Origin of the sequence: Nocardia noduli (assembly GCF_019038455.1) — a bacterium.
Classification (GTDB): domain Bacteria; phylum Actinomycetota; class Actinomycetes; order Mycobacteriales; family Mycobacteriaceae; genus Nocardia; species Nocardia noduli.
In genome coordinates, this window is the sequence record NZ_JAFMPL010000008.1 from 90,402 (window position 1) to 111,844 (window position 21,443).

21 protein-coding genes are annotated in these 21,443 nt (G+C 66.9%); 14 read left to right on the forward strand and 7 right to left on the reverse strand.

The window, feature by feature from the left end:
* From JZ792_RS07705 to JZ792_RS07730, 6 genes are all read left to right on the forward strand, one after another.
* Positions 1-1,023 carry an MCE family protein gene (locus JZ792_RS07705; RefSeq protein ID WP_109528769.1) on the forward strand — a complete coding sequence of 341 codons (1,023 nt, stop codon included), beginning with the start codon at positions 1-3 and terminating at the stop codon, positions 1,021-1,023.
* Positions 1,020-2,030 carry an MCE family protein gene (locus JZ792_RS07710; protein ID WP_109529106.1) on the forward strand — a complete coding sequence of 337 codons (1,011 nt, stop codon included), beginning with the start codon at positions 1,020-1,022 and terminating at the stop codon, positions 2,028-2,030. The genes JZ792_RS07705 and JZ792_RS07710 overlap by 4 nt, the downstream gene beginning before the upstream one ends.
* Entirely contained in the window at positions 2,030-3,130 is a 1,101-nt protein-coding gene (locus tag JZ792_RS07715; RefSeq protein WP_216908280.1) for an MCE family protein, read from the forward strand. Before JZ792_RS07710 ends, JZ792_RS07715 begins: the two co-directional genes overlap by 1 nt.
* The gene (locus JZ792_RS07720; protein ID WP_216908282.1) at positions 3,127-4,242 is read left to right on the forward strand and encodes an MCE family protein; all 1,116 of its coding nucleotides are present in this window, start codon (positions 3,127-3,129) and stop codon (positions 4,240-4,242) included. The genes JZ792_RS07715 and JZ792_RS07720 overlap by 4 nt, the downstream gene beginning before the upstream one ends.
* Positions 4,239-5,417 (forward strand): MCE family protein, encoded by a 1,179-nt coding sequence (locus tag JZ792_RS07725; RefSeq protein ID WP_216908284.1) that lies wholly within the window; start codon positions 4,239-4,241, stop codon positions 5,415-5,417. Before JZ792_RS07720 ends, JZ792_RS07725 begins: the two co-directional genes overlap by 4 nt.
* A 247-nt stretch (positions 5,418-5,664) precedes the next feature.
* A complete protein-coding gene (locus tag JZ792_RS07730) occupies positions 5,665-6,279 on the forward strand; it encodes an Rv1363c family protein (protein WP_254189466.1) in 615 nt (204 codons plus the stop codon).
* A 15-nt stretch (positions 6,280-6,294) separates the two neighbouring features.
* Here the strand turns inward: JZ792_RS07730 and JZ792_RS07735 are convergent, their stop codons facing one another.
* Together JZ792_RS07735 and JZ792_RS07740 are read right to left on the reverse strand one after the other, a co-directional pair.
* On the reverse strand, positions 6,295-7,548 hold the full coding sequence (locus JZ792_RS07735; protein WP_216908286.1) for a TetR/AcrR family transcriptional regulator: 1,254 nt from the start codon (positions 7,546-7,548) through the stop codon (positions 6,295-6,297).
* A gap of 166 nt (positions 7,549-7,714) precedes the next feature.
* Complete coding sequence (locus tag JZ792_RS07740; RefSeq protein ID WP_216908288.1) at positions 7,715-8,962, reverse strand: TetR/AcrR family transcriptional regulator; 1,248 nt, start codon at positions 8,960-8,962, stop codon at positions 7,715-7,717.
* Between the two features lie 318 nt (positions 8,963-9,280).
* On the opposite strand from JZ792_RS07740, the gene JZ792_RS07745 reads away from it, so the two are divergent.
* From JZ792_RS07745 to JZ792_RS07755, 3 genes are all read left to right on the forward strand, one after another.
* Positions 9,281-10,009 carry a DJ-1/PfpI family protein gene (locus JZ792_RS07745; RefSeq protein WP_216908332.1) on the forward strand — a complete coding sequence of 243 codons (729 nt, stop codon included), beginning with the start codon at positions 9,281-9,283 and terminating at the stop codon, positions 10,007-10,009.
* Between the two features lie 162 nt (positions 10,010-10,171).
* Entirely contained in the window at positions 10,172-10,417 is a 246-nt protein-coding gene (locus JZ792_RS07750) for a type II toxin-antitoxin system prevent-host-death family antitoxin (protein WP_216908290.1), read from the forward strand.
* Complete coding sequence (locus JZ792_RS07755; RefSeq protein WP_216908292.1) at positions 10,414-10,845, forward strand: type II toxin-antitoxin system VapC family toxin; 432 nt, start codon at positions 10,414-10,416, stop codon at positions 10,843-10,845. The genes JZ792_RS07750 and JZ792_RS07755 overlap by 4 nt, the downstream gene beginning before the upstream one ends.
* A gap of 63 nt (positions 10,846-10,908) precedes the next feature.
* On the opposite strand, the gene JZ792_RS07760 is transcribed toward JZ792_RS07755, so the two are convergent.
* The 5 genes from JZ792_RS07760 to JZ792_RS07780 are packed head-to-tail and all read right to left on the reverse strand — an operon-like array spanning position 10,909 to position 17,039.
* Positions 10,909-11,724: an HpcH/HpaI aldolase/citrate lyase family protein gene (locus JZ792_RS07760; RefSeq protein WP_216908294.1), complete on the reverse strand. Its 816-nt coding sequence runs from the start codon at positions 11,722-11,724 to the stop codon at positions 10,909-10,911.
* Positions 11,721-12,197, reverse strand: coding sequence for a MaoC family dehydratase (locus JZ792_RS07765; RefSeq protein WP_109528762.1), 477 nt, complete (start codon positions 12,195-12,197; stop codon positions 11,721-11,723). Before JZ792_RS07765 ends, JZ792_RS07760 begins: the two co-directional genes overlap by 4 nt.
* On the reverse strand, positions 12,194-13,354 hold the full coding sequence (locus JZ792_RS07770; RefSeq protein ID WP_216908296.1) for an acyl-CoA dehydrogenase family protein: 1,161 nt from the start codon (positions 13,352-13,354) through the stop codon (positions 12,194-12,196). Before JZ792_RS07770 ends, JZ792_RS07765 begins: the two co-directional genes overlap by 4 nt.
* Positions 13,351-15,450: an acetyl/propionyl/methylcrotonyl-CoA carboxylase subunit alpha gene (locus JZ792_RS07775; RefSeq protein ID WP_216908298.1), complete on the reverse strand. Its 2,100-nt coding sequence runs from the start codon at positions 15,448-15,450 to the stop codon at positions 13,351-13,353. Before JZ792_RS07775 ends, JZ792_RS07770 begins: the two co-directional genes overlap by 4 nt.
* 5 nt (positions 15,451-15,455) lie before the next feature.
* Complete coding sequence (locus JZ792_RS07780; protein ID WP_216908300.1) at positions 15,456-17,039, reverse strand: carboxyl transferase domain-containing protein; 1,584 nt, start codon at positions 17,037-17,039, stop codon at positions 15,456-15,458.
* 93 nt (positions 17,040-17,132) lie between these two features.
* Between JZ792_RS07780 and JZ792_RS07785 the strand changes: the two genes are divergently transcribed.
* The 5 genes from JZ792_RS07785 to JZ792_RS07805 all read left to right on the forward strand — a co-directional run bounded on the left by JZ792_RS07785 (position 17,133) and on the right by JZ792_RS07805 (position 20,994).
* Positions 17,133-17,726, forward strand: a complete 594-nt coding sequence (locus tag JZ792_RS07785) for an SACE_7040 family transcriptional regulator (RefSeq protein ID WP_216908302.1) — start codon at positions 17,133-17,135, stop codon at positions 17,724-17,726.
* Between the two features lie 128 nt (positions 17,727-17,854).
* A complete protein-coding gene (locus JZ792_RS07790) occupies positions 17,855-18,280 on the forward strand; it encodes a PPOX class F420-dependent oxidoreductase (protein WP_216908304.1) in 426 nt (141 codons plus the stop codon).
* Between the two features lie 82 nt (positions 18,281-18,362).
* Positions 18,363-19,127, forward strand: a complete 765-nt coding sequence (cobM, locus tag JZ792_RS07795) for a precorrin-4 C(11)-methyltransferase (protein ID WP_216908306.1) — start codon at positions 18,363-18,365, stop codon at positions 19,125-19,127.
* Positions 19,128-19,158: 31 nt separating this feature from the next.
* Complete coding sequence (locus tag JZ792_RS07800) at positions 19,159-19,608, forward strand: bacteriocin immunity protein (RefSeq protein ID WP_216908308.1); 450 nt, start codon at positions 19,159-19,161, stop codon at positions 19,606-19,608.
* 117 nt (positions 19,609-19,725) lie between these two features.
* Positions 19,726-20,994, forward strand: a complete 1,269-nt coding sequence (locus JZ792_RS07805; protein ID WP_216908310.1) for an ATP-binding protein — start codon at positions 19,726-19,728, stop codon at positions 20,992-20,994.
* Positions 20,995-21,443: the final 449 nt, after the last annotated feature.

A 21,443-nucleotide genomic window follows, 5' to 3' on the forward strand; every position in this document is an offset into this window, starting at 1 on the left:
GTGAAATCCGGTAAATCGCTCGCGGGCTTCAGCTTCTTCGCGGTGCTGGCGATCCTGCTGACCTACACCATCTGGTCGACACTGCAACGCTCGGTGCCCGGCGATACCGCGACCTACTCCGCGACCTTCTCCGATGTGATGGGGGTGCGGGTCGGCGACGACGTCCGCATGGCGGGGGTGCGGGTCGGTCGCGTCGACGGCATCGACTTCGACGACGACTACATGGCCGAGATCGAATTCCGCCTCCAGGACCGGCAGCGGTTGACCACCACGACGAAAGCGCTCGTCCGCTACCAGAACCTGATCGGTCAGCGCTATATCGCGTTGATTCCCGGCGAGGGCGACGGCGAGGTGCTGCGCCCCGGCGCTCACATCCCGATCGAGCGCACCGAGCCCTCCTTCGATGTCTCCTCGCTGCTGTCCGGATTCGAACCGCTGTTCGGGGTTCTGCAACCGGATCAGGTGAATTCGCTGTCGGAGACGCTGATCCAGGCCTTGCAGGGGGACGGTGTCTCGCTGAGCATGCTGATCACCCAGGCCGCCGAACTGGCGGGCACCTTCGGCCAGCGCGACCGGATCCTCGGCGATGTCATCACCAACCTCAGCAGTGTGCTGGGCGGCCTGGCCAATCGCAGCCACGAACTCGAAACCCTGATCACCCAGGCCCGCTCGCTGGTCGAAGCGCTCTACGCGGAGGGCGAATCGCTCAAGAGTTCGGTCGATCAGGTGGCGACCGCGACCGACTCGCTCGTCGGCCTCGTCACCCAGGTGCGACCCGATCTGGCCAGGGCGCAGAACGACGCGACCACCGGTATCGCGCTGCTGCTGGTCAACGGCGCGGCACTGGACCGGGCCGCGGTCCAGTTCCCCACGGTGCTCAACGGGCTGGCGCGTTTCACCAGCTACGGCGGGTACGCCAACGCCTACATCTGCAGGCTCGACGTCTCGCTGTGGGGCGTGCTCCTGCCACCCGGCCTGTTCTCCCAGGTCGGCGGCAACTCGCAATCGGAGGTCTGCCGATGACGACATCACGTCTGTCCTGGTATGCGAAGAACCGATATCTCTGGCTCGGTGTGATGGCCGCGGCCGCGGTCGCGCTGCTGCTGGTCGTGTCGAGCGCGGTCTCGGAGATGCGACTGGCGGACAAGACGATCCACGCCGAATTCGCGCAGGCCGCCGGGTTGCGTCCCGGCGCGACCGTGGACGTCTCCGGCATCGAGGTCGGCGCGGTCCGTTCGGTCCGCCTGGTGGGGGACAAGGTCGTCATCGACCTGCGCGTGCGTGGTGACCTGCGGCTCGGCAGCAATGCCAGGGCGGCGATCAAGATGTCGACCATCCTCGGCAGATTGCACGTGGAGTTGACACCGGGCCGGGGCGACGCCCTGCCCGACGACACCATCCGGCTGGAGAACACCGCGGTGCCCTACAACCTGGCCAAGGTGATCCAGGATCCGAAATACACCTCCTCGTTCGAGCGGATCGAGCGCATCGACCCCGACAAATTGCGGCAATCGCTCGACCTGCTCGACCGCCAGATGGGGGATTCGCCGCAGCTGACGGTCGCGGCGCTGGACAGCATCGGTTCGCTGGCGAAGGTCATCAACGAGCGTCGCGACGAGGTCGACACGTTGCTGAAGAGCATGGATCAGGTGTCGGAACTGGTCGCGGACAACCAGAACAGCGTGCTGTTGCTGTTGACCAGGGGCGAGGCGATCGGCAATGCCGTGGCCCAGCGGCAGACGATGCTGCGCAGCCTGCTCGACAATGTCGCCGCGCTCTCGGGGCTGCTCCAGCAGATGGGCATCGAGAACAACGGCCAGCTCGGTCCGCTCATCGAGAATCTCAACACCATGACCGAGGGGCTGGAGAAGAACCGGGAGAACCTGGATCGGCTCTACGAGATCATGCCGGTGGCTTTCCGGCAGTTCAACAACGCGCTCGGCAACGGTCCGTACGGCGACGTCTGGGCGCCGTGGATCCTGCCGGACAACTGGCTCTGTTTCGCACAGGCGGTACCGGGATGCAACTGATGAAGATTCGTACGGTGATGAAACTCGTGGTGATGTGCACCGCCGTGGCGTTCGCCTCGGGGTGTTCGGTGCTGCCGGACAGCATCGCCTCGCTGCCGGGCGAATACCTCGACGAACGTCTGCGCGTCAGCGCGGATTTCGAGAATGTGGCCGGTCTGTACGCGGGTAACGAGGTCGCCGTGCTCGGCGTCCCGGTCGGCCGGGTGGACACGGTGACCGCGCGGGGCAGCTATGTCGAAGTCGTCATGTCGATCGACAAGGACGTCAAGATCCCCGCCGACGCGATGGCGGCGCTGATCTCCCCGCAGCTGATCACCAATCGGCACGTCGAACTGGCCCCCGCCTACACCGGCGACGGTCCGGCCTTGGCCGACGGCGACCATATCCCCCTGGCGCGCACCAGAACTCCGGTCGAGCTCGACCGGATCCTGGAGAATTTCGACCAACTCGGCGCGGCGCTCGCGGGTGACAACGAGAGCGGCCCCATGGCGAGCCGGGTGTTGTTCCCGCTGCTCGACGGCAACGGCGACCGGCTCAGGCAGACGCTGGACTCGCTGTCGTCGGCCTTCGAGGTGACCCTGGCCAACAAGGACCAGATCGCCAACACCATCGTCGAACTCAACGACATCACCCAGGTGATCGCGTCCAACGATCAGACCGTGCGCGATTTCAGCGGCAGACTGACCGAATTGGTGCAGCTGATGGGTGAGCAGGCTCCCGGACTGCACGCGGTCCTCTCCCAGCTCAACGACTTCGTCGCCAACACCTCGATGGTGGTCGGGGAGAACAGGGATCAGCTGGCAGGCGCGCTGACCCGATTCGTCACCATCACCGAGCAGATGCGCGCCAACGCGCGCGGCCTGACCGAAATCATCGATGTGACACCACTTTTCCTCCAGAACTTCTCCAACTCGGTGAGTCGCGAGCACCGTGCGCTGCGGCTGCACGGCCTGCTGGACAAGGCGGTGCTCGACGGCGAGGCGCTGTCGCTGTTCTGCGAACGCGTCCAGATGCGGCTCGACGGCTGTCGCACCGGAAAGATTCAGGACATGGGCCCCGACTTCGGTCTCACCGCCGCACTCCTCGGGATCACCGAATGAGCGCGCGCACAAGATATTACGCGGCCCGCGTGCTGGCGGCGCTGGTCGTCGCCGGTGCGACGAGCGGCTGCGCGATCACGGTGGAGAACGTGCCGATGCCCAAACCGGGAATCGGCGGTGACGGCTACGTCATCCACGCGGCCTTCCGCGACGCGCTCAACCTGCCCGAACGCGCGCACGTGAAAATCGGCGGCACCGATATCGGTGTGGTGACCGAGATCGAATCCACCAATTTCATCGCCGATGTCGAGATGCTGATCCGCACCGACATCCAACTACCGCGCGGCACCACGGCCGAATTACGTCAGGCCACCCCGCTCGGCGACATCTTCATCGCCATGACCCTGCCCGCGGCCGCACCCGACGCGCAGCTGCTTGGTCCGGGCGACACCATCGGTGTCGAGAACACCGCGGCGGGCGCGTCCGTCGAGCAGTTGATGGTCTCGATCTCCATGCTGCTCAACGGCGGCGGCCTGAACCAGGCGGCCAAGATCACCTCCGAGATGGATTCCATGTTCGCCGGGCGCGCACCGCAATTGGCGCATGTGCTCAACGAATTGTCGAGTGCGATCGCGGCCCTCAACCAGCGCACCGCCGATATCGACGGCACGTTGCACGGCATCTCGGTATTGACCGGCGAACTCGCCAGGCGCAAAGCCGAACTCGGCGTCGCCGCCGATACCTTCCCCGGGCTGCTGGGGCTGGTGGCGGAGAACAACAGGGATATCGCGGGACTCATCCAGAAGGTCTCGGTGACCATGGCCGCACTCGGTGATTTCACCGACACCACCTCGCCGGAATTCGTCAGCCTCTTCGACAGCGTCCAGAAACTCATGTCCGGCTTCTCCCAATCGGATGAGCTCGGGCAGGCGCTGGAACGTTTCGACCAGGTGTATCCGAACGTCATGGCGTCCTTCGAGGGTCCGACGCTGGCCGTCGCCGCGACCATCTCCTTCCTGAGCATCGGCGCGCTGACCGATCCGAACGGCAGCAGGGCGCCCGAACTCGGCGATGTGCCCGCCTTCATCGGCAGCCTCACACAGGTGATCGAGAAGGTCGGCGGCCGATTGAACAGCACGCCGTCGACACCGCGGCCGGGAGGCGGACGATGAATATCCCGTTGTGGAACTACCTGGTGGAGCGCCGGATCGCCGTCGCGAATCTCGGCCTGATCGTGGTGCTGGTACTCGGCTCGGCCTACCTCGGCGCCGCGGTCCTTCGGCTCGATCTGCTGCCGAGCACCTACCGGGTCACCGTCGAACTCACCACCTCCGGTGGGCTCCTGTCGAATAACGACGTGACCTTCCGTGGCAGCCGGGTCGGCAAGGTGGCCCAGGTGCGAGTGGACGAGATCGGCATCACCGCGGTCGCCGAGATCGACTCGGACGCGAAGATTCCGGTCGGCGGCACGGTCGTCGTCGGCAGACTCTCGGCGGCGGGCGAGCAATACCTGGACTTCCGGCCCGATTCCGACACCGGTCCGTATCTGGTCGACGGCTCGGTGGTCGAGCGCGCGCGGACCGAGGCTCCGGTCACGATCGAGTCCCTGCTCACCAATGTCAGCGGACTCATCGCGGGCCTGAATCCGCAACGGCTCACCGTGATCATCGACGAGCTGGACAAGGCGCTGGCGGGCGGTCCCGATCGCCTGCGCAACATGATCTCCGGTATCAGCAGAGCGATGGCCGGTCTGGAAGGGCTGCTCCCGCAGACCCGTCAGCTCATCGAGAACCTCGGCGTGATCTCCGAGACCACCTCGCACGCGCAGCCGGACCTGACCACCCTCACCACCGGAGCGGGCGTGCTGTTCGAACAGTTGACCGCCGCCGACCAGGAGGTGCGTCGATTCCTCGACCTCGCACCGGGACAGCTGGCCACCCTCGGTGGATTCGTCCAGGAGACAACGGATCCCATCACCAACCTGGTGACCAATTTCGTCGCCATCACCAGGGCCGCGAAACTGCGCGCCCCCGCGATCGCCGCGCTGTTCCCCGCGCTGCGCGAGGGCGTCGAGGCGATCGGCATCCCCGCCCACGACGGTGCCTTCTACACCCTCGTCGACCCCTGGCCCCGGCCCACCTGCGACTACGACACCATCCCCGTGGTCCCGACGCTGGAAACCACCGATACCAGGGTCCGGCTCTACAACTACTGCGTCACCAGCGATCCGGCGCTCCAGGTGCGCGGCTCGGCGAACGCGCCACGGCCCAACGTCCCGGACAACGGTTCCGGCCCGCCGCCCGGCGTCACCGGCGACGAACTCTCCCGACCAGCACCAGGCAGATAGGAACGATATGAGCGACAAGGACAGCGATACGGCACGGGACACGGTCGTCGGCGAGGGGCAAGCCGCGCGGGCCACCGCGTCGGGAGTTGCAGATGCCGCGTCGCAGACGAGCGTGGACGGTGAAGTAAAGCCCGTACCGGTGCCGAGTACCGCAGGCGGGGCCGCTGCTGGCGGGACGAGCGCTGGGGGGACGAGCGCTGGGGGGACGACTGCTGAGACGACGAGCGCCGGGACGACGACCGCTGGGATGACGAGCGCCACCGGTGCGGCGGTGCTCACGTCCGCAGACCCGGACACCGGTGTTTCGGCCGATACCGAGTCGGGTTCGGGCGGACTGCTCGCCCGCCTCAGGCCGGGCAAGAGGGGCACCGTGGCGGTGCGCGCGGCGGCGGCAGTGCTGCTGGGCGCCTCCCTCGCCTCGTCGGTCTACTTCTTCCTCCAGGACCGCGAGGGAGACGCACTGCTGGCCGCCCAGGAGCAGGCGCGCGCCGCGGCGTGCGAATACGCCCCTGTCCTCGCGAATTACGACGCCAAGAACCTCGACGGCTACTTCACCGCCGTGCTCGCGGGTGCGACCGGCGACTGGAAGAAGCAGTTCGACGACACCAGTCGTGAGCTGAAAGAGGTCCTCTCCCAAGGGGAGGTGGTCTCGAAGGCCAACGATGTGCAGTGCGCGATCAAATCCGGCGACGAGACCTCCGCCGAGGCGATCGTGGTCATCGGGCAGACCATCACCAGCCTCGGCACGCAGGGCAAACCGGCTCCCGGTCAGCTGTCGATGGTGATGCGGATGGAGAAGAAGGACGGCAAGTGGCTCGTCAACAAGGTGAATTCACCGCTGGCTCCCACACCCCAGCAGTGACCGCCGGGCCCGCGCTCACACCGCGGCGGGCCTGCCGATCAGGATGACCTGCATCAGCCGGATGACGCGCGCGGGTGTGCAGATCGGATTGTCCGCGCCGTGCCAGCGGCCGAGGTCGACCACCAGTGCCAGCGCGGCGTGCACCAGCACCCTGGCCTCGGCGGCGGAGAGTTCGGGGCGGATCCCGCCGACCAGCTTGGCCCATTCCTCGACGTTGAGCCGCTGGATATTGCGCAGGACCGTGCGATCCTCCGGCGGCACATTGCTGATCTCGGCGTAGTAGACGAAGGTGAGCGCGCGCTCGGCGAAGGAGCCGCGCACATACAGTTCGATGAGGGTGGTCAGCGCCTGCTCGGGGCCGTCGGAGGCGGCGATCGCCGGCCCGATCGCGGCCGAGACCCGTTCCGCCGCACGGCGGAACGCGGCGGCCAGGATATCGCCCTTGCTTCGGTAGAACCGGTACACCGCCGAGGAGGCGGGCAATCCGGCCGCGTGCGCGATATCTTCCACGCTCACTTGGGGATAGCCGTGCTCGTGGAAGAGTTCGATGGCCCGTTTGAGTAGCAGTTCGTGTTTGAAGGTGAGCGGAATCTCGGTGGCGCCGGGAGTCTCGGCTTCGGCGTCGAGGCCGGGGAGATCCATGCCGATCACCGCGTGGCCCGCCGACCGCAGCAGCGTCGTGAGCGCCCGCGCGGGCACCGACACGTGATGGTCGGACACGCTGCCGACGACGCTCAGTGCCGCGGCGGCCAGCACCGCCCGCTCGTCGCCCCGCAGTTCCGGGCGCAACTCGACCAGTAGATCCCGGACCACGGTGTGGACCCGGATCAATTGGCCGCTGAGCACGCGGTTGTCCTCGGGTTCCAGGTAGCGGCTCTGCCAGCGCAGCAGCGCGGCGCTGCGGCGATTGGCCAGGCATTGCGCGATCATGGTGTCGATGACGTAGTCGAGCCGTCGTTCGGGGGGCGTGCCCGCCAGTTCGTCGGGGATGCGCACGGTTTCGACGCCGAGTGTGCTCAGGCGCAACGTCTCTTCTCGGAACAGCGCGTATTTGCTGGGGTAGTGGCGGTAGAGCGCGGTGGAGCTGATGTCGAGACGGGAGGCGATGTCCTCCATGCTGACGCCGTGGTAGCCCGAAAGGCCGAACGCCTCGGCCGAGGCCGCCGCGATCTGCGCCCGGCGATCACGCGGGCGACGGCGGACCACACGCTGGGCGGTGCCGTCCTCCGTTTTCGTCTGCCGCGGGGCGCGACGTTTCGGGGCATCCATCCAGCGATGGTAACCCGACTCATCGTCCGGAAACCCGAGTTCAGCGCCCCGGAAGACTATTTGAACGAAAGATCACAAATATGCGGTAACACTGCGATCAACGTGGGCGATCTAACCATTACGGTGGAGAATATCTACTAACATAATGTCTCTCGATCCGCATGGCTCACTCGGCGGCGGGCCGCCCGAAGAGCACCACCTGCATCAGCAGTCGCACCCGTGCCTGCGCGGCGAAGGGGGCCGAGTCGAAGGACCGCCCGAGATCGACCACGAGCGCGAACGCCGCGTGCACGAGGAACCTGGCCTCGGCGGGGGAGAGTTCCGGGCGCACCTCGCGCAGCAGGCGCGCCCATTCCTCGACGCTGAGCCGTTGGATATTGCGCAGCACCGTCCGCTCCTCGACCGGAACGTGCTGGAACTCGGTGTAATACACGAAGGTCAGCGCGCGTTCGGCGAAGGAGCCGTCGACATAGTGGCTGATCAGGTCGGTCAGCGCCGCTTCGGGGGTCGGCGCGGCGGCGACCGCGGGCCCGATCGCGCCCGACACCCGTTCGGCGGCCCGGCGGAACGCGGCGGCGAGCAGATCACTCTTGCCCCGGTAGAAGCGGTATACCGCGGACGCGGCGGAAAGCCCTGCGGCGGTGGCGATCTCCTCCACGCTCACATTGGGATACCCGCGATCGTGGAAGAGTTCGACGGCTTTGCGGAGCAGCAGTTCGTGTTTGAACGAATCGGGAATCTCGACCACCATCGGCACCTCGGCCGTCTTCTCGGCGGGCGGCAGCGGTGCGTCGGCGATGGCGAGACATGCCGAACCGAGCAGTCGGACAAGCGCTTTGATCGGCAGCGTGGCGTGGTGATCGGCGATGCTGGTGATCACGCTGAGCATCGTGGCGCGCAGTACCCTGCGATCGTTCTCGGTCAGTTCCGGTCGCAGTTCGCCGATCCGGTCGCCGAGCGCGTCGAGCACACTCAGTTGCTGTTCGTCGAGGGTCTGCCGATCCGCCTCGTCGAGATAGCGGCCTTCCCAGCGGACCAGGGTGATGCTCGGGCGGTTCTCGATGGTCGCGCCGACGAGGGCGTCGACGACCTGTCGCAACCGTTCGCGCGGCGCCGACGGCTCGCCTTCGGTACCGACCTCGACCGATTCGGTCATCGCCTGGCCGACCCGCAGCAGTTCCTCCCGGAACAGCGCGTATTTGCTGGGGTAGTGGCGGTAGAGGGCGGCCGAACTGATCCCGAGTCCGGAGGCGATGTCCTCCATGCTGACGCCGTGGTAGCCCAGCGACCCGAAGGCGGCCGCCGACGCGGCGGCGATCTGGGCACGACGGTTCTTCGGCCGCCGACGGATCTCCCGGGGTGCCGAGTCGCCGGTGACCGCCTTACGCGCCGTTCGGCGATTGTCGACACTCATATCCGACATGGTAACCAGCGGTGAGCGCCGCGCGGTTTCGTCCGTCACCGATGGTGTGACGGGGCCGGACGCACCGGCGTGACGACGAGGCGGGTTTGTCTCGCGCCGGTGCGCCCGAATGTCGGCGTACGGGTACGGAAGATGTAGGAGGGCACCGGGAACATCATCCGTGGTTCCGCCGAACACGAGGTAACTTACAGTAGTAACGAGGCACTGAAAAGGCAGTAGTACCCAAAGAATTGTTGATTACTTAAGCTTGCTCGCCGGTGATAATCTTTCACTTCGGTTCTGGTTCACGGAGGGGGTTCACCGGTGGGCATCGGTCAGATCGCGATCGTCCTGTATCCGGGTATGACGGCACTCGACGCCATCGGCCCGTACGAGGTGCTGAGGTTCGTCCCCGGAGCGCGGATCCGATTCGTCGGCCACGAACCCGGTCCGGTGCTCGTCGACAGCGGGGTGCTGGCGCTCGGCGTCACGCACACCTTCGCCGAAACGCCCGCCCCGAGCGTCATCGTGGTCCCCGGCGGCCCCGCCGCGACCGCCGTCGCCGCCGACGAGAAAGTCCTCGCATGGCTGCGTACCGCGCACGAAACGAGCGACTGGACCACCTCGGTGTGCACCGGAGCCCTCGTCCTGGCCGCGGCCGGCCTGCTGAAGGACGAACCCGCGACGACGCACTGGGCCGCGCAGCGCGCCCTCGGCCTACTCGGCGCCCGACCCCGACGCGACGAGCGGGTGGTGCGCACCGGCAAGATCGTCACCGCCGCCGGTGTCGCCGCCGGAATCGATATGGCGCTGTGGCTCGTCGGCGAAACCGCGGGCCCCGAACGCGCACGTGCCATCCAACTCGATATCGAATACGACCCGCGCCCCCCGTTCGACTCCGGCCATCCCTCCAAGGCCACCGCCGCCGTACGACGGACGGCACTGGCCGATCAGGCGCGACTGGTGAGCGGCCTGCGCGCCGGTGGAACCCTCGCCGAAACCGCATCCGGCGCACGAAAACTACTGTGGCGCAGCATGATCAACCGCATACGCGGGTAAACCTCGGAGTAACGCGCTAACGCCCGCTGTACTGGCAAGGGGGAAGGGGGCTTCCCCGGCAGCTCTCTTGTCCTGGCCCAGCGGTGTGCGCGTTGTTCCGGCGTGGCCATCGCTCCGATATCGAGGGGTATAGTAGGTACGTACCTACCTTGAGGGGATGTCATGTCGACTATGAGCGCTCGTGAGCTGAACCGTGACGTCAGTGCGGCGAAACGTGCCGCGCTGCGGGGGCCGGTGGTGATCACCGACCGAGGTGAGGAGGCATTCGTGCTGTTGTCGATCGAGGAATACCGACGGCTACGCGCCGACAGTCGAGATCTCGTCGCCCGTTTGAGTATGGACGATGGTGACGATATCGATTTCGAACCGGCTCTGCTCGCTGTCGATCTGAAGGTCCCGGAGCTGTGAGCTATCTCCTCGATACGGATGTCTTGAGCGAACTGCGGAAATCGTCGCGGTCAGCGAATCCTTCGGTGCGCGCGTGGATCGCGGCGCGGCGACCGTCGGAGCTGTATCTCAGCGTTGTCACGATCATGGAGATCGATATCGGCATCGGTCGGGTCGAACGTCGTGATTCGGTCCAGGGCAAACGACTCCGAGCGTGGTTGGAGGACACCGTGCTCGATGCGTTCAACGGACGGATTCTCCCGATCGATCTCGCCGTCGCACGACGTGCGGCACGCTGGCATGTGCCCGACCCTCGCCCCGAGCGCGATGCCATGATCGCCGCCACGGCGGGAGAGCACGGTATGACTGTGGTGACCAGGAATGTGAACGACTTCGAGCCGACGGGTGTGACGGTCATCGATCCGTGGGATGCGGCGTACCCGGAATAGCTCTTCCGGCAGGACGCAGGCACCGTGACAGCGGTCGGATCCGCTGTCACGGTGCGGCGGTCACTACGCGGTGACGGCGGCCCTGCGCACGATCTGTTCGGCTTGGCGCAGGATGGGGCCGTCGACCATGCGACCCTCGAACTGGAAGACGCCGCGGTGGTTGGGCACTTCGGCCAGTACCCGGCGCGCCCAGGAGACTTCCTCCTCGGACGGCGCGTAACCCTCGCGGATCACGGCGACCTGGCTGGGGTGGATGGCGACCTTCGCGTCGAAGCCGACGGCGACGGCATCGGCCGTCTCGACCCGCAGCCCGTCGAGATCGCGGATGTTCAGATACACCGCGTCGAGGGCGAATTTGCCGTAGGCCTTGGCCGCGAGCAGGGTCGCGGACTGGAGATGGCGGGCGACCTCGTGGTAACTGCCGTCCGCGCGCCTGCTCGACTTGCCGCCGAGACCCGCGACCAGATCCTCGGCGCCCCACATGGCGCCGATCACATTGCTCGCCTGCACGATACGTTCCACCGCGACCGCGCCGAGCGGGGATTCGATCAGCGCGATGATCTCGTAGTCGGCGAGCGCGGTCGCCTGCTCGGCGGATTCGGCCTTCGACAGCATGATCCGGCGGTAGCCGGTCTGCGCGAGCGCGGCCAGGTCGAGCGCGTGATCGTCGGTGGTCGCGGCGTTGACCCGGATGACGGTGGTCTCGGGATCCAGGCGCGTCTCGACGATCGCGGCGCGAGCGGCGGGTTTGTCACCCGCGGCGACCCCGTCCTCCAGGTCGAGGATGACGACATCCGCGGCAGCGGCGGCCTTCTCGAAACGCTCGGGACGGTCGGCGGGGCAGAAGAGCCAGCCCGGACCGGTGATCTCCCAACTCATGATTCCTCCGGTGTCTTGCGGATCAGCGCGTTGCGGGTCGCGGTCGCGACGATATCGCCGTGTTGGTTGCGGGCCGTGTGGGCCAGTGTCACCACGCCCTCGCCGGGGCGGGATTTGGATTCGCGCTTCTCGGTGACCACCGTCTCGACGTACATGGTGTCACCGTGGAACAGCGGTTTCGGGAAGGTGATCTCGCTGAAACCGAGCTGGGCGACCAGCGTGCCCTGGGTCAGCTGTCCCACCGAGAGCCCGATCAGCGTGGACAGGGTGAACATCGAATTCACCAGGCGCTGGTTGAAGGGCGGCTGCTGATCGGAGAACGCGGCGTCGAGGTGCAGGGCCTGCGGATTCATCGTCAGCGTGGTGAACAGGACGTTGTCGGCCTCGGTGATGGTGCGTCCCGGCCGGTGCTCGTACACGACATCGGTCTCGAACTCCTCGAACCAGAGTCCGCGCTGGACAACGCGTTTCACAGTCCCAACTCCCGACCGATGAGCATCAGCTGTACCTCCGTAGTGCCCTCGCCGATTTCGAGGATCTTGCTGTCACGGTAATGCCTCGCCACCGCGTACTCGTTCATGAACCCGTTGCCGCCGAAGATCTGGGTGGCGTCGCGGGAGTTGTCCATCGCGGCCTCGCTGGCCACGAGCTTGGCGATGGAGGCTTCCTTCTTGAACGGTTTGCCCGAGAGCATGAGGGCGGCGGCGTCGTAGTAGGCGGTGCGCGCGGCGTGGGCGCGCGCCTCCATCCTGGCGATCTTGAACGCGATGGCCTGATTGCGGCCGATGGGCTGACCGAAGGCCAGCCGCTCCTTGGCGTAGCGGACGCTCTCGTCCACGCAGCCCTGGGCCGCGCCGACCGACAGCGCCGCGATGGCGATGCGGCCCTCGTCGAGGATCCGCAGGAAGTTGGCGTAGCCGCGCCCACGTTCGCCGAGCAGGTTCTCCTCGGGCACCCTGACGTCGGTGAACGTCAGCGGATGGGTGTCGGAGGCATTCCAGCCGACCTTGTTGTAGGCGGGTTCGGCGACGAAACCGGGGGTTTCGGTGGGCACGAGGATCGTGGAGATCTCCTTCTTGGTGCCCGTCTGCCCCGTCACCGCGGTCACCGTCACCAGCGTGGTGATATCGGTGCCGGAGTTGGTGATGAACTGCTTGCGCCCGTTGACGACCCACTCACCGCTGTCGACGGTCGCGGTGGTCCGCGTGCCGCCCGCGTCGCTGCCCGCGTCCGGTTCGGTGAGGCCGAAGGCGGCGAGCGAGCGGCCGCTGGTCAGCTGCGGCAGCCATTCCTCCTGCTGCTTGCGATTGCCGAAACGGTAGATCGGCATGGCGCCGAGCGAGACACCCGCCTCCAGCGTGATGGCCACGCTCTGGTCGACCTTGCCGAGTTCCTCCAGCGCGAGACACAGCGCGAAGTAGTCGCCGCCCATACCGCCGAATTCCTCGGGGAAGGGCAGTCCGAACAGGCCCATCTCGGCCATGCCCGCGACGACCTTGTACGGGAAGGTGTGGTTCGCGTCGTGTTCGGCGGCCACCGGGGCGACGACCGTCTGCGCGAAATCCCGCACCGTCAGCGCGAGATCCCGATAATCCTCGGGCAGGGTGCCGGTGGACAGATAGTCGGTCATGCGGGAGTTCCTTCTTCCTCGCTGGATTTCGGTGCTGGTTCGGTGATTTCGGTGGCCGCGACGATGCGGGCCAGCGGCTGATCCAGCCGGACCTGCGCACCCGCCTCGACCAGGATCTCGACCGTGCCCGCCACCGGTGCGGTGAGCGTGTGCTCCATCTTCATGGCCTCGACCACCACCACGGCCGCGCCCGCGGCGACCACGGTGCCCGAGGTGACGGGGACCGCGATCACCGAACCCGGCATGGGACTGCGGATCTCGGCGTCGCCCACGTGATCCGCGCCGCCGCGCACACTCACCTCGGCGACTTCGCGCAGTACCGAGACGCCGGACGGCCCGGCGACCCAGAGTTGTCCGTCGAATTCCGCCACGCGATAGGTCCGCCGCACGCCGTCACGGGCGACGACGAGCGTCCCGGTGTCGTCGATGGACGCCGTCAGGGTGGATTCCGTTGCCGCGACGGACTTCTCGTCGTCGCCGAGTCGAACGACCGCCGCACCCGGCGAACCGGTCAGATAGACGTGCTGGATCTTCTCGCCGCCCGCCAGCCTGATGGCCGTCGGCGCGGGCACGCCGAGCCGCCAGCCGGTCGGGATATCCCACGGATCGCCCGACGGCGCGGGCCAGCGCCGCAGCCAGTGATACGCGGCGGCGGCGACGAATTCGTCGTCACCCACCGGTGCGGGGACGAAATCGGCGACCCGGCGGTCCAACAGCGCGGTGTCGAGACGTCCGGCCGCGACATCGGTGTCGGCGAGCAGGAAACGCAGGAATTCGATATTGCTGGTGACGCCGAGCAAGACCGTATCGGCCAGTGCCCGATCGAGTTTCGCGATGGCGGCGGTGCGGTCGGCGGCATGGGTGATGACCTTGGACAGCATCGGGTCGTAATCGCTGCCGACGACGGTGCCCACGCGCAGTCCCGAATCCACCCGGACACCGGAGCCGTCGGGCTCGCTCAGCGCGAGCACGGTGCCGCCGGTCGGCAAGAAGCCGCGACCGGGATCCTCCGCGTACACCCTGGCCTCGATGGCGTGACCGACCATGCGGATATCGTCCTGGGCCACGCCGATCTTCTGCCCGGCCGCCACCCGCACCTGGCATTCCACCAGGTCGATCCCGGTGACCATCTCGGTGACCGGATGTTCCACCTGTAGGCGGGTGTTCATCTCCATGAAGAAGAATTCGTCCGGACGATCCGCGGAGACGATGAATTCCACCGTGCCCGCGCCGACGTAGTTCACGCTGCGCGCGGTATTGCAGGCGGCCGCGCCGATCCGCGCCCGCGTCTCCGCGTCGAGCAGCGGCGAGGGAGCTTCCTCGATCACCTTCTGGTGTCGGCGTTGCAGACTGCACTCGCGTTCGCCCAGGTGCACCACATTGCCGAACCGGTCGGCCAGGATCTGCACCTCGATATGGCGCGGCCTGGTGACGAAACGTTCCAGGAACAGGGTGTCGTCACCGAACGCGGCCGACGCCTCGCGCCGGGCGCTGACCAGCGCGTCCGGTAGCAGCGCCGGATCCTCGACCCTGCGCATCCCCTTGCCGCCACCGCCCGCGGAGGGCTTGACCAGCACCGGGTAGCCGATCTCGACGGCCGCGGCGATCAAATCCTCGTCGGACAGTCCCGGCTTCGCGATACCCGGCACCACCGGCACATCGAAGGCCGACACGGTGTTCTTCGCGGTGATCTTGTCGCCCATCACCTCGATCGCTCGGGCGGGCGGGCCGAGGAAGACGATCCCGGCCTCGGCCAGCGCGGTCGCGAAAGCGGCGTTCTCGGAGAGGAAGCCGTATCCCGGGTGCACCGCCTGCGCGCCGGTGCGCACCGCGGCGTCGACCACCTTCGCGATGTCGAGGTAACTCTCGCGCGCGGGCGCGGGGCCCAGGCGCACCGCGCTGTCGGCTTCCAGGACGTGGCGGGCCTGGGCGTCGGCATCGCTGTAGACGGCGACGGACCGAATACCCATGGCGCGCAACGTGCGAATGACGCGCACGGCGATCTCGCCGCGATTGGCGACGAGCACGGTGTCGAATTCGACGGGCTGGGATTTGTTGCCCGCGAGGGCAACCTGTGGGGTGGGTGAGCTCAGCATCGCGATCACATCCGGAAGACGCCGTAGGAAACGGGTTCGAGCGGCGCTTGCGCGCAGACCGAAAGGGACAGGCCGAGAATGGTTCTGGTGTCGGCGGGGTCGATCACGCCGTCGTCCCACAGGCGCGCCGTGGAGTAATACGGATTGCCCTGGTGCTCGTACTGGTCGCGGATCGGCGCCTTGAACGCCTCCTCGTCCTCGGCGGACCAGGGGTTGCCGCTGCTGTCGAGCTGGTCGCCGCGCACGGTCGACAGCACCGAGGCCGCCTGCTCACCGCCCATCACCGAGATCCTGGCATTGGGCCACATCCACAGGAAGCGCGGCGAATACGCGCGCCCGCACATGGAGTAGTTGCCCGCGCCGTAGGAGCCGCCGATCACGACGGTGAGTTTCGGAACCCGCGCGCACGCGACCGCCGTCACCATCTTCGCGCCGTGTTTGGCGATACCGCCCGCTTCGTAATCGCGCCCGACCATGAATCCGGTGATGTTCTGCAAGAACAGCAGCGGTGTCTTGCGCTTGTCGCACAGTTCGATGAAATGCGCGCCCTTCATGGCGGATTCGCCGAACAGGACACCGTTGTTGGCGATGATGCCGACGGGATGACCGTGGATGCGCGCGAATCCGGTCACCAGGGTCTTGCCGTACTCGGCCTTGAATTCGTGGAAACCCTCGCCGCCGTCCACGATGCGGGCGATGACCTCGCGCACGTCGTAGGGGGTGCGCAGATCGACGGGAACCACGTCGTAGAGATCGGAATCCGGCACGGCGGGCGGCGTGCTCGGCCGGACCTCCCACGGAACCGCCGCGCGCGGGGCGAACGTGGCCACGATGCGTCGCACGATGCGCAGCGCGTCCCGGTCGTCGTCGGCCAGATGGTCGGTGACACCGGAGGTGCGCGAATGCAGAGCGCCGCCACCGAGATCCTCCGCGCTGACGACCTCGCCCGTCGCAGCCTTCACCAGCGGCGGTCCGCCGAGGAAGATCGTGCCCTGATCGCGCACGATCACGGCCTCGTCGCTCATGGCGGGCACATACGCGCCACCCGCGGTGCACGAGCCCATGACCGCCGCGATCTGCGGAATTCCCTTGGCGCTCATGGTCGCCTGGTTGAAGAAGATGCGCCCGAAATGCTCCCGGTCCGGGAACACGTCGTCCTGGCGCGGCAGGAACGCGCCGCCGGAGTCGACCAGGTAGATGCACGGCAGCTCGTTCTGCAACGCCACTTCCTGGGCGCGCAGATGCTTCTTCACCGTCATCGGGTAGTAGGTGCCGCCCTTGACCGTCGCGTCGTTGGCGACGATCACGCATTCGCGACCCGAGACCCGGCCGATCCCGGTGATCACCCCCGCGCCGGGACATTCGTCGTCGTACATCCCGGTCGCCGCCAGCGGGGACAGCTCCAGGAACGGGCTGCCCGGATCGAGAAGTTGATCCACCCGCTCCCTGGGAAGCAGTTTGCCGCGCGCCACATGCCGCTCACGCGCCTTGGCGGGCCCGCCGAGCGCCGCCGTTGCCAGTCGATCCCGCAGGTCGCCGACCAGCACCCGGTGGGCACTGCGATTGTCGACTTCTTGGGTAACCGTCATCACGCCGTCCTGCCATCCAGTTAGTCGCCGATAACTGAGATTCAGGTTAATCTTGATTAACCGAGTTGTCCAGAGTCGGGAAAGGGGGCACAGGTGGCGGACACAGAACCCGGCACTCTCACCCGTCGTGAGCAGCTCAAAGCAGACCGTCGCAGGCAACTGCTCGACGCCGGAGCCCGGCTCATCGCCGATCGCGGCTTCCTCGGCGTGCGCCTCGACGACCTCGGCGCGGCCGTCGGCATCAGCGGCCCCGCCGTCTACCGGCACTTCCCGAGCAAGGAAGCGCTGCTCACCGAACTCCTCCTCGGCATCAGCCAGCGCCTGCTCGACGGCGGCAAACGCGTCGCCGCCGACACCGCGTCACCCGAGGCCGCGCTCGCGGGCCTGGTCGATTTCCACCTCGACTTCGCGCTCGGCGAACCCGAACTCATCCGCATCCAGGACCGCGACCTCGACAACGTCCCCACTTCCGCCCGTCGGGATCTGCGCCGGATGCAGCGGCAATACGTCGAGATCTGGGTATCGGTCCTGCGTCAACTGCATCCGGGGCTCGCGGAGGAAACCGCGCGCGTTCAAGCGCACGCGGCATTCGGTCTGATCAACTCGACACCGCACAGCGCGACCTCGGCGACGGCGGCTCGCACGCGGCCGATTCTGCGGCGGATGGCGCTGACCGCGCTGGGCTGAGGGTTGGGATCGCGGCACGCGGATGTGAACCGAGGCTGCCGGAGAAAGCTGTGCACGAGCCGATCGCCGGATGTGGACACGCGGCACGGCTGCTGCGGGCGGGTGTGGACGGACCCTAGTGTGGGGATATGGCATCCCTGTCCGATCCCCAGGTGCGCGAATTCCTGTCCCATGGAACACGAACGGGCAAGGTCGCCATCGTCGCGGCCGACGGTCGACCGCTGGTCACCCCGATCTGGTTCCTCGTCGAAGACGACACGATCGTCTTCAACACCGGCAAGTACACCGGCAAGGGCAAGGCCTTCGCCAGGGATCCTCGCGTCGCCCTCGTCGTCGACCAGGAAGAACCGCCCTACGGTTCCGTGCAGATTCAGGGCACGGTCACGCTGTCCGAGGATTCCGACGAACTGTTGCGTACCGCGACCGCGCTCGGTGGGCGGTACATGGGCGCGGACCGCGCGGAGGAATTCGGCAAACGCAACGCCGTACCGGGGGAGTTGGTCGTGCGCGTGCACCCCACGAAGATCATCGCGCATTTCGACGCCACCGCGTGAGGCCTTCGGGTTCTGCCCGTCGCGGGGCAACGGCGCACGGGTGTCGGCGATCGTCGCCGACCCGCCGCCTAGACTCCCTCGCATGACCGTGCACTTCATCGGGGCCGGGCCGGGAGCGGCGGACCTGCTGACCGTACGAGCGGTCGAGCTTCTGCGGACCTCCCCGGTCTGCCTCTACGCGGGCACCTACCTGGACCCGGAAGTCCTGGCGCACTGCTCGCCGGACGCCGAACTGATCGACACCCAGCACCTGGACATCGACCAGATCACCGCCCATCTGGTGCGGGCCCACGAATCCGGCAGCGATGTGGCCCGGCTGTGCTCGGGTGACCCGTCGCTCTATTCGGCCCTCACCGAGCAGACCCGCCGTCTCGACGCGCACGGCGTCCCGTGGGACATCACCCCCGGCGTGCCCGCCTACGCCGCGGCCGCCGCCCTCCTCGGCACCGAACTGACCGTTCCCGAGGTGGTCCAATCGGTGGTCCTCACGCGTACACAGGCGCGCTCCACGGCGATGCCCGAATCCGAGGAGCTGGCGAATTTCGCCCGCACCGGCGCCACCCTGGTCCTCCACTTGGCGATCACCCGCGTCCGCCCGTTGGCCGACGAACTCGCCGCCGACTACGGCTCCGACTGTCCCGTCGCCGTCGTCTACCGGGCCAGCCAGCCCGACCAACTGATCCTGCGCGGCACCCTCGCCGATATCGCCGATCAGGTCGAGGCCGCCGCCCTGCGTCAGGCCGCCGTCATACTCGTCGGCCGCGCCCTCACCCCCGCGATCACCTGCACCACCTCGCACCTCTACGACCCGGCCCGCGACCGCGGAACCTCCACCGTCCCACGCTGATTCGTCCACCCTCGGTGCACCTGGAGAGCACATGGACCTCAGACCGGAACTACTCCCGCCCTCCGTCGCTCCCGAATACCTCGCGGCCCTCGCCCGGGAAATAGAGCGCATCGCCCAACTGATCGTCACCGGCGACCCCGACGAAGCCATCGCCGCGTTCAACCAGCACACCGGCCAGGACTACGACTTCACGGATTTCGCCGAATACAGCTCCCACCGCGACCTGCTCGACTTCGCTCAGGAAGCCGCCCGTCCGGCCCACCCACGCGTCCCCGACGTCACCCGCGACGAACTCGTCGAAATCGTCCGCAGAATCCGCGCCGCAGGCCCGGACGCCGACTACTACCTGCTCCTCTTCCGGACCAACGTGCCCCACCCCGCCCCGACAAACCTGATCTATCACCCAGCCGCAGACCTGCGGGACGCGACCGCCGAGCAGATCGTCGACGCCGCGCTCGCGTACCGGCCGATAGCCCTCTGAATCGTCTCGAATACGCCGATCCCGCAGCGGTGGTAGACCATGTGAGCGCCTGCGAATGGTCGAGTAGATCGACTGCGAATGGTCGAGTAGAACGCCTGCGATCGGTAGACTGGATACATGGCACAGTACTGTCGTCGTATCGTTGACCAGGCACTTGATGAGTTGCAGCCCCATCTTCGCGCCTTGGCGATATTCGGCCCGAAAGGTGTCGGAAAAACGGCGACCGCGCAGCAGCGTGCCCGCTCGATCGTCGATCTCAGCCTGCCGTCGCAGCGCGAGCTGGTATCGGCCGACTCTTCGATATTCTCGCGGTTGCCGGGTCCGATCCTCATCGATGAATGGCAGCGGCTCCCCGAAGTCTGGGACTACGTCCGCAACGCGGTGGACGCGGGCTCTCCGGCTGGCCATTTCATCATCGCGGGTAGTTCGGCACCCCGCGGTGCGGTCGTCCACTCGGGGGCTGGCCGCATCGTTCCCATGCGAATGCGGCCCTTGAGTCTTGCCGAGCGTGACCTGGAAGTTCCGACTGTCAGCCTGTCGACGTTGCTGGACGGCGAGCAGGAGGTGGCAGGTACCACGGCGTTCGGCTTGGCCGATTACGTCGAGGAGATCACCGCCTCGGGGTTTCCCGCGATCCGTCCGCTCCCCGCACGGGTCCGCCGGGTCGAACTCGATGCCTACCTCGCGAATATCGTCCAGCGTGAGTTCCCCGAGCAGGGCTATCCGGTTCGCAAACCCGAGATCCTGCGAGGCTGGTTGGCCGCCTACGCTGCCGCGACTTCGACAACGACGGCTTACTCGAAGATCCTCCATGCGGCGACGCCGGGGGAGACCGACAAGCCTGCCAAGGAAACCACGATCGCCTACCGGGACGCGTTGTCGTCGCTGTGGTTGCTCGACGCCATCCCCGCCTGGATCCCGAGCCGAAACCATCTGGAACGTCTGGGGCAATCTCCCAAGCATCAACTGGCCGACCCGGCGCTGGCGGCTCGCCTGCTCGGATTGGACTCGAAAGCACTGTTGAGGGCGAAGCCGGGCAGCACCCGCCACTTCGAGGGCACGATCCTCGGAGCCCTGTTCGAACATCTTGTCGCGCTGTCCGTCGCGACCTATGCCGAGGCGGCCGAAGCTCGGCTCGGCCACCTGCGCACACGCAACGGCGATCACGAGGTGGATCTCCTCGTGCAACAGGCCGACGGCAGACTGCTCGCGATCGAAGTAAAACTCGCGAACCGTGTCGCGGATGTCGATGTCACGCACCTGCATTGGCTGCGCGACAGTATCGGCAGCGACCTGATCGATTCGATGGTTGTCTATACCGGACAGCATGCCTACCGCCGCCCGGACGGTGTGGCGGTAGTACCTCTCGCGCTACTCGGGCCATGATGCCGCTCGGCTGAGGCGACGTCGAGCGATCGAAGGGGACGTCGACACCGAGCGAGCGAGGTGTCGGCTCGTTCTACACCCCCGAGGAACGCACCGCCCGGGATTCACCCTGTGACAACTCCGACAGGATCCCAGCAAACGGACCTCGAGTCTACTGCCTGGCATAATGTGGGACAGCTATGGATCTTGGTTGGTCGGGCATGGGGGGCGACGGTAGATTGTTCCGGTGATCAGCACTGAAGATCCCGGCTCGGCCGGTCGGCGGGTAAGTGGCACGGCCGGGCCCATGTAACAAGATCGGTCTTGGACAGATAGTGCCAATGAACATTTTTGCCTGATTTGTACGAGAACTGAACCTGGATGAGCAGGCGCCACCTTTCGATCGGTGAGCGTCCTGTCCGGGTGTCGTCGGGGAGCGCTTGCGTGGTGTTCCGGAAGCGAGGTTTGGG

Bases quoted from the DNA above. Each gene is read 5' to 3' on its own strand.
- JZ792_RS07710 (WP_109529106.1), top strand. From the start codon at position 1,020: ATGACGACATCACGTCTGTCCTGGTATGCGAAGAACCGATATCTCTGG.
- JZ792_RS07715 (WP_216908280.1), top strand. From the start codon at position 2,030: ATGAAGATTCGTACGGTGATGAAACTCGTGGTGATGTGCACCGCCGTG.
- JZ792_RS07720 (WP_216908282.1), top strand. From the start codon at position 3,127: ATGAGCGCGCGCACAAGATATTACGCGGCCCGCGTGCTGGCGGCGCTG.
- JZ792_RS07725 (WP_216908284.1), top strand. From the start codon at position 4,239: ATGAATATCCCGTTGTGGAACTACCTGGTGGAGCGCCGGATCGCCGTC.
- JZ792_RS07730 (WP_254189466.1), top strand. From the start codon at position 5,665: ATGACGAGCGCCACCGGTGCGGCGGTGCTCACGTCCGCAGACCCGGAC.
- JZ792_RS07735 (WP_216908286.1), bottom strand. From the start codon at position 7,548: ATGGATGCCCCGAAACGTCGCGCCCCGCGGCAGACGAAAACGGAGGAC.
- JZ792_RS07740 (WP_216908288.1), bottom strand. From the start codon at position 8,962: ATGAGTGTCGACAATCGCCGAACGGCGCGTAAGGCGGTCACCGGCGAC.
- JZ792_RS07750 (WP_216908290.1), top strand. From the start codon at position 10,172: ATGTCGACTATGAGCGCTCGTGAGCTGAACCGTGACGTCAGTGCGGCG.
- JZ792_RS07760 (WP_216908294.1), bottom strand. From the start codon at position 11,724: ATGAGTTGGGAGATCACCGGTCCGGGCTGGCTCTTCTGCCCCGCCGAC.
- JZ792_RS07770 (WP_216908296.1), bottom strand. From the start codon at position 13,354: ATGACCGACTATCTGTCCACCGGCACCCTGCCCGAGGATTATCGGGAT.
- JZ792_RS07775 (WP_216908298.1), bottom strand. From the start codon at position 15,450: ATGCTGAGCTCACCCACCCCACAGGTTGCCCTCGCGGGCAACAAATCC.
- JZ792_RS07780 (WP_216908300.1), bottom strand. From the start codon at position 17,039: ATGACGGTTACCCAAGAAGTCGACAATCGCAGTGCCCACCGGGTGCTG.
- JZ792_RS07790 (WP_216908304.1), top strand. From the start codon at position 17,855: ATGGCATCCCTGTCCGATCCCCAGGTGCGCGAATTCCTGTCCCATGGA.
- cobM (WP_216908306.1), top strand. From the start codon at position 18,363: ATGACCGTGCACTTCATCGGGGCCGGGCCGGGAGCGGCGGACCTGCTG.
- JZ792_RS07800 (WP_216908308.1), top strand. From the start codon at position 19,159: ATGGACCTCAGACCGGAACTACTCCCGCCCTCCGTCGCTCCCGAATAC.
- JZ792_RS07805 (WP_216908310.1), top strand. From the start codon at position 19,726: ATGGCACAGTACTGTCGTCGTATCGTTGACCAGGCACTTGATGAGTTG.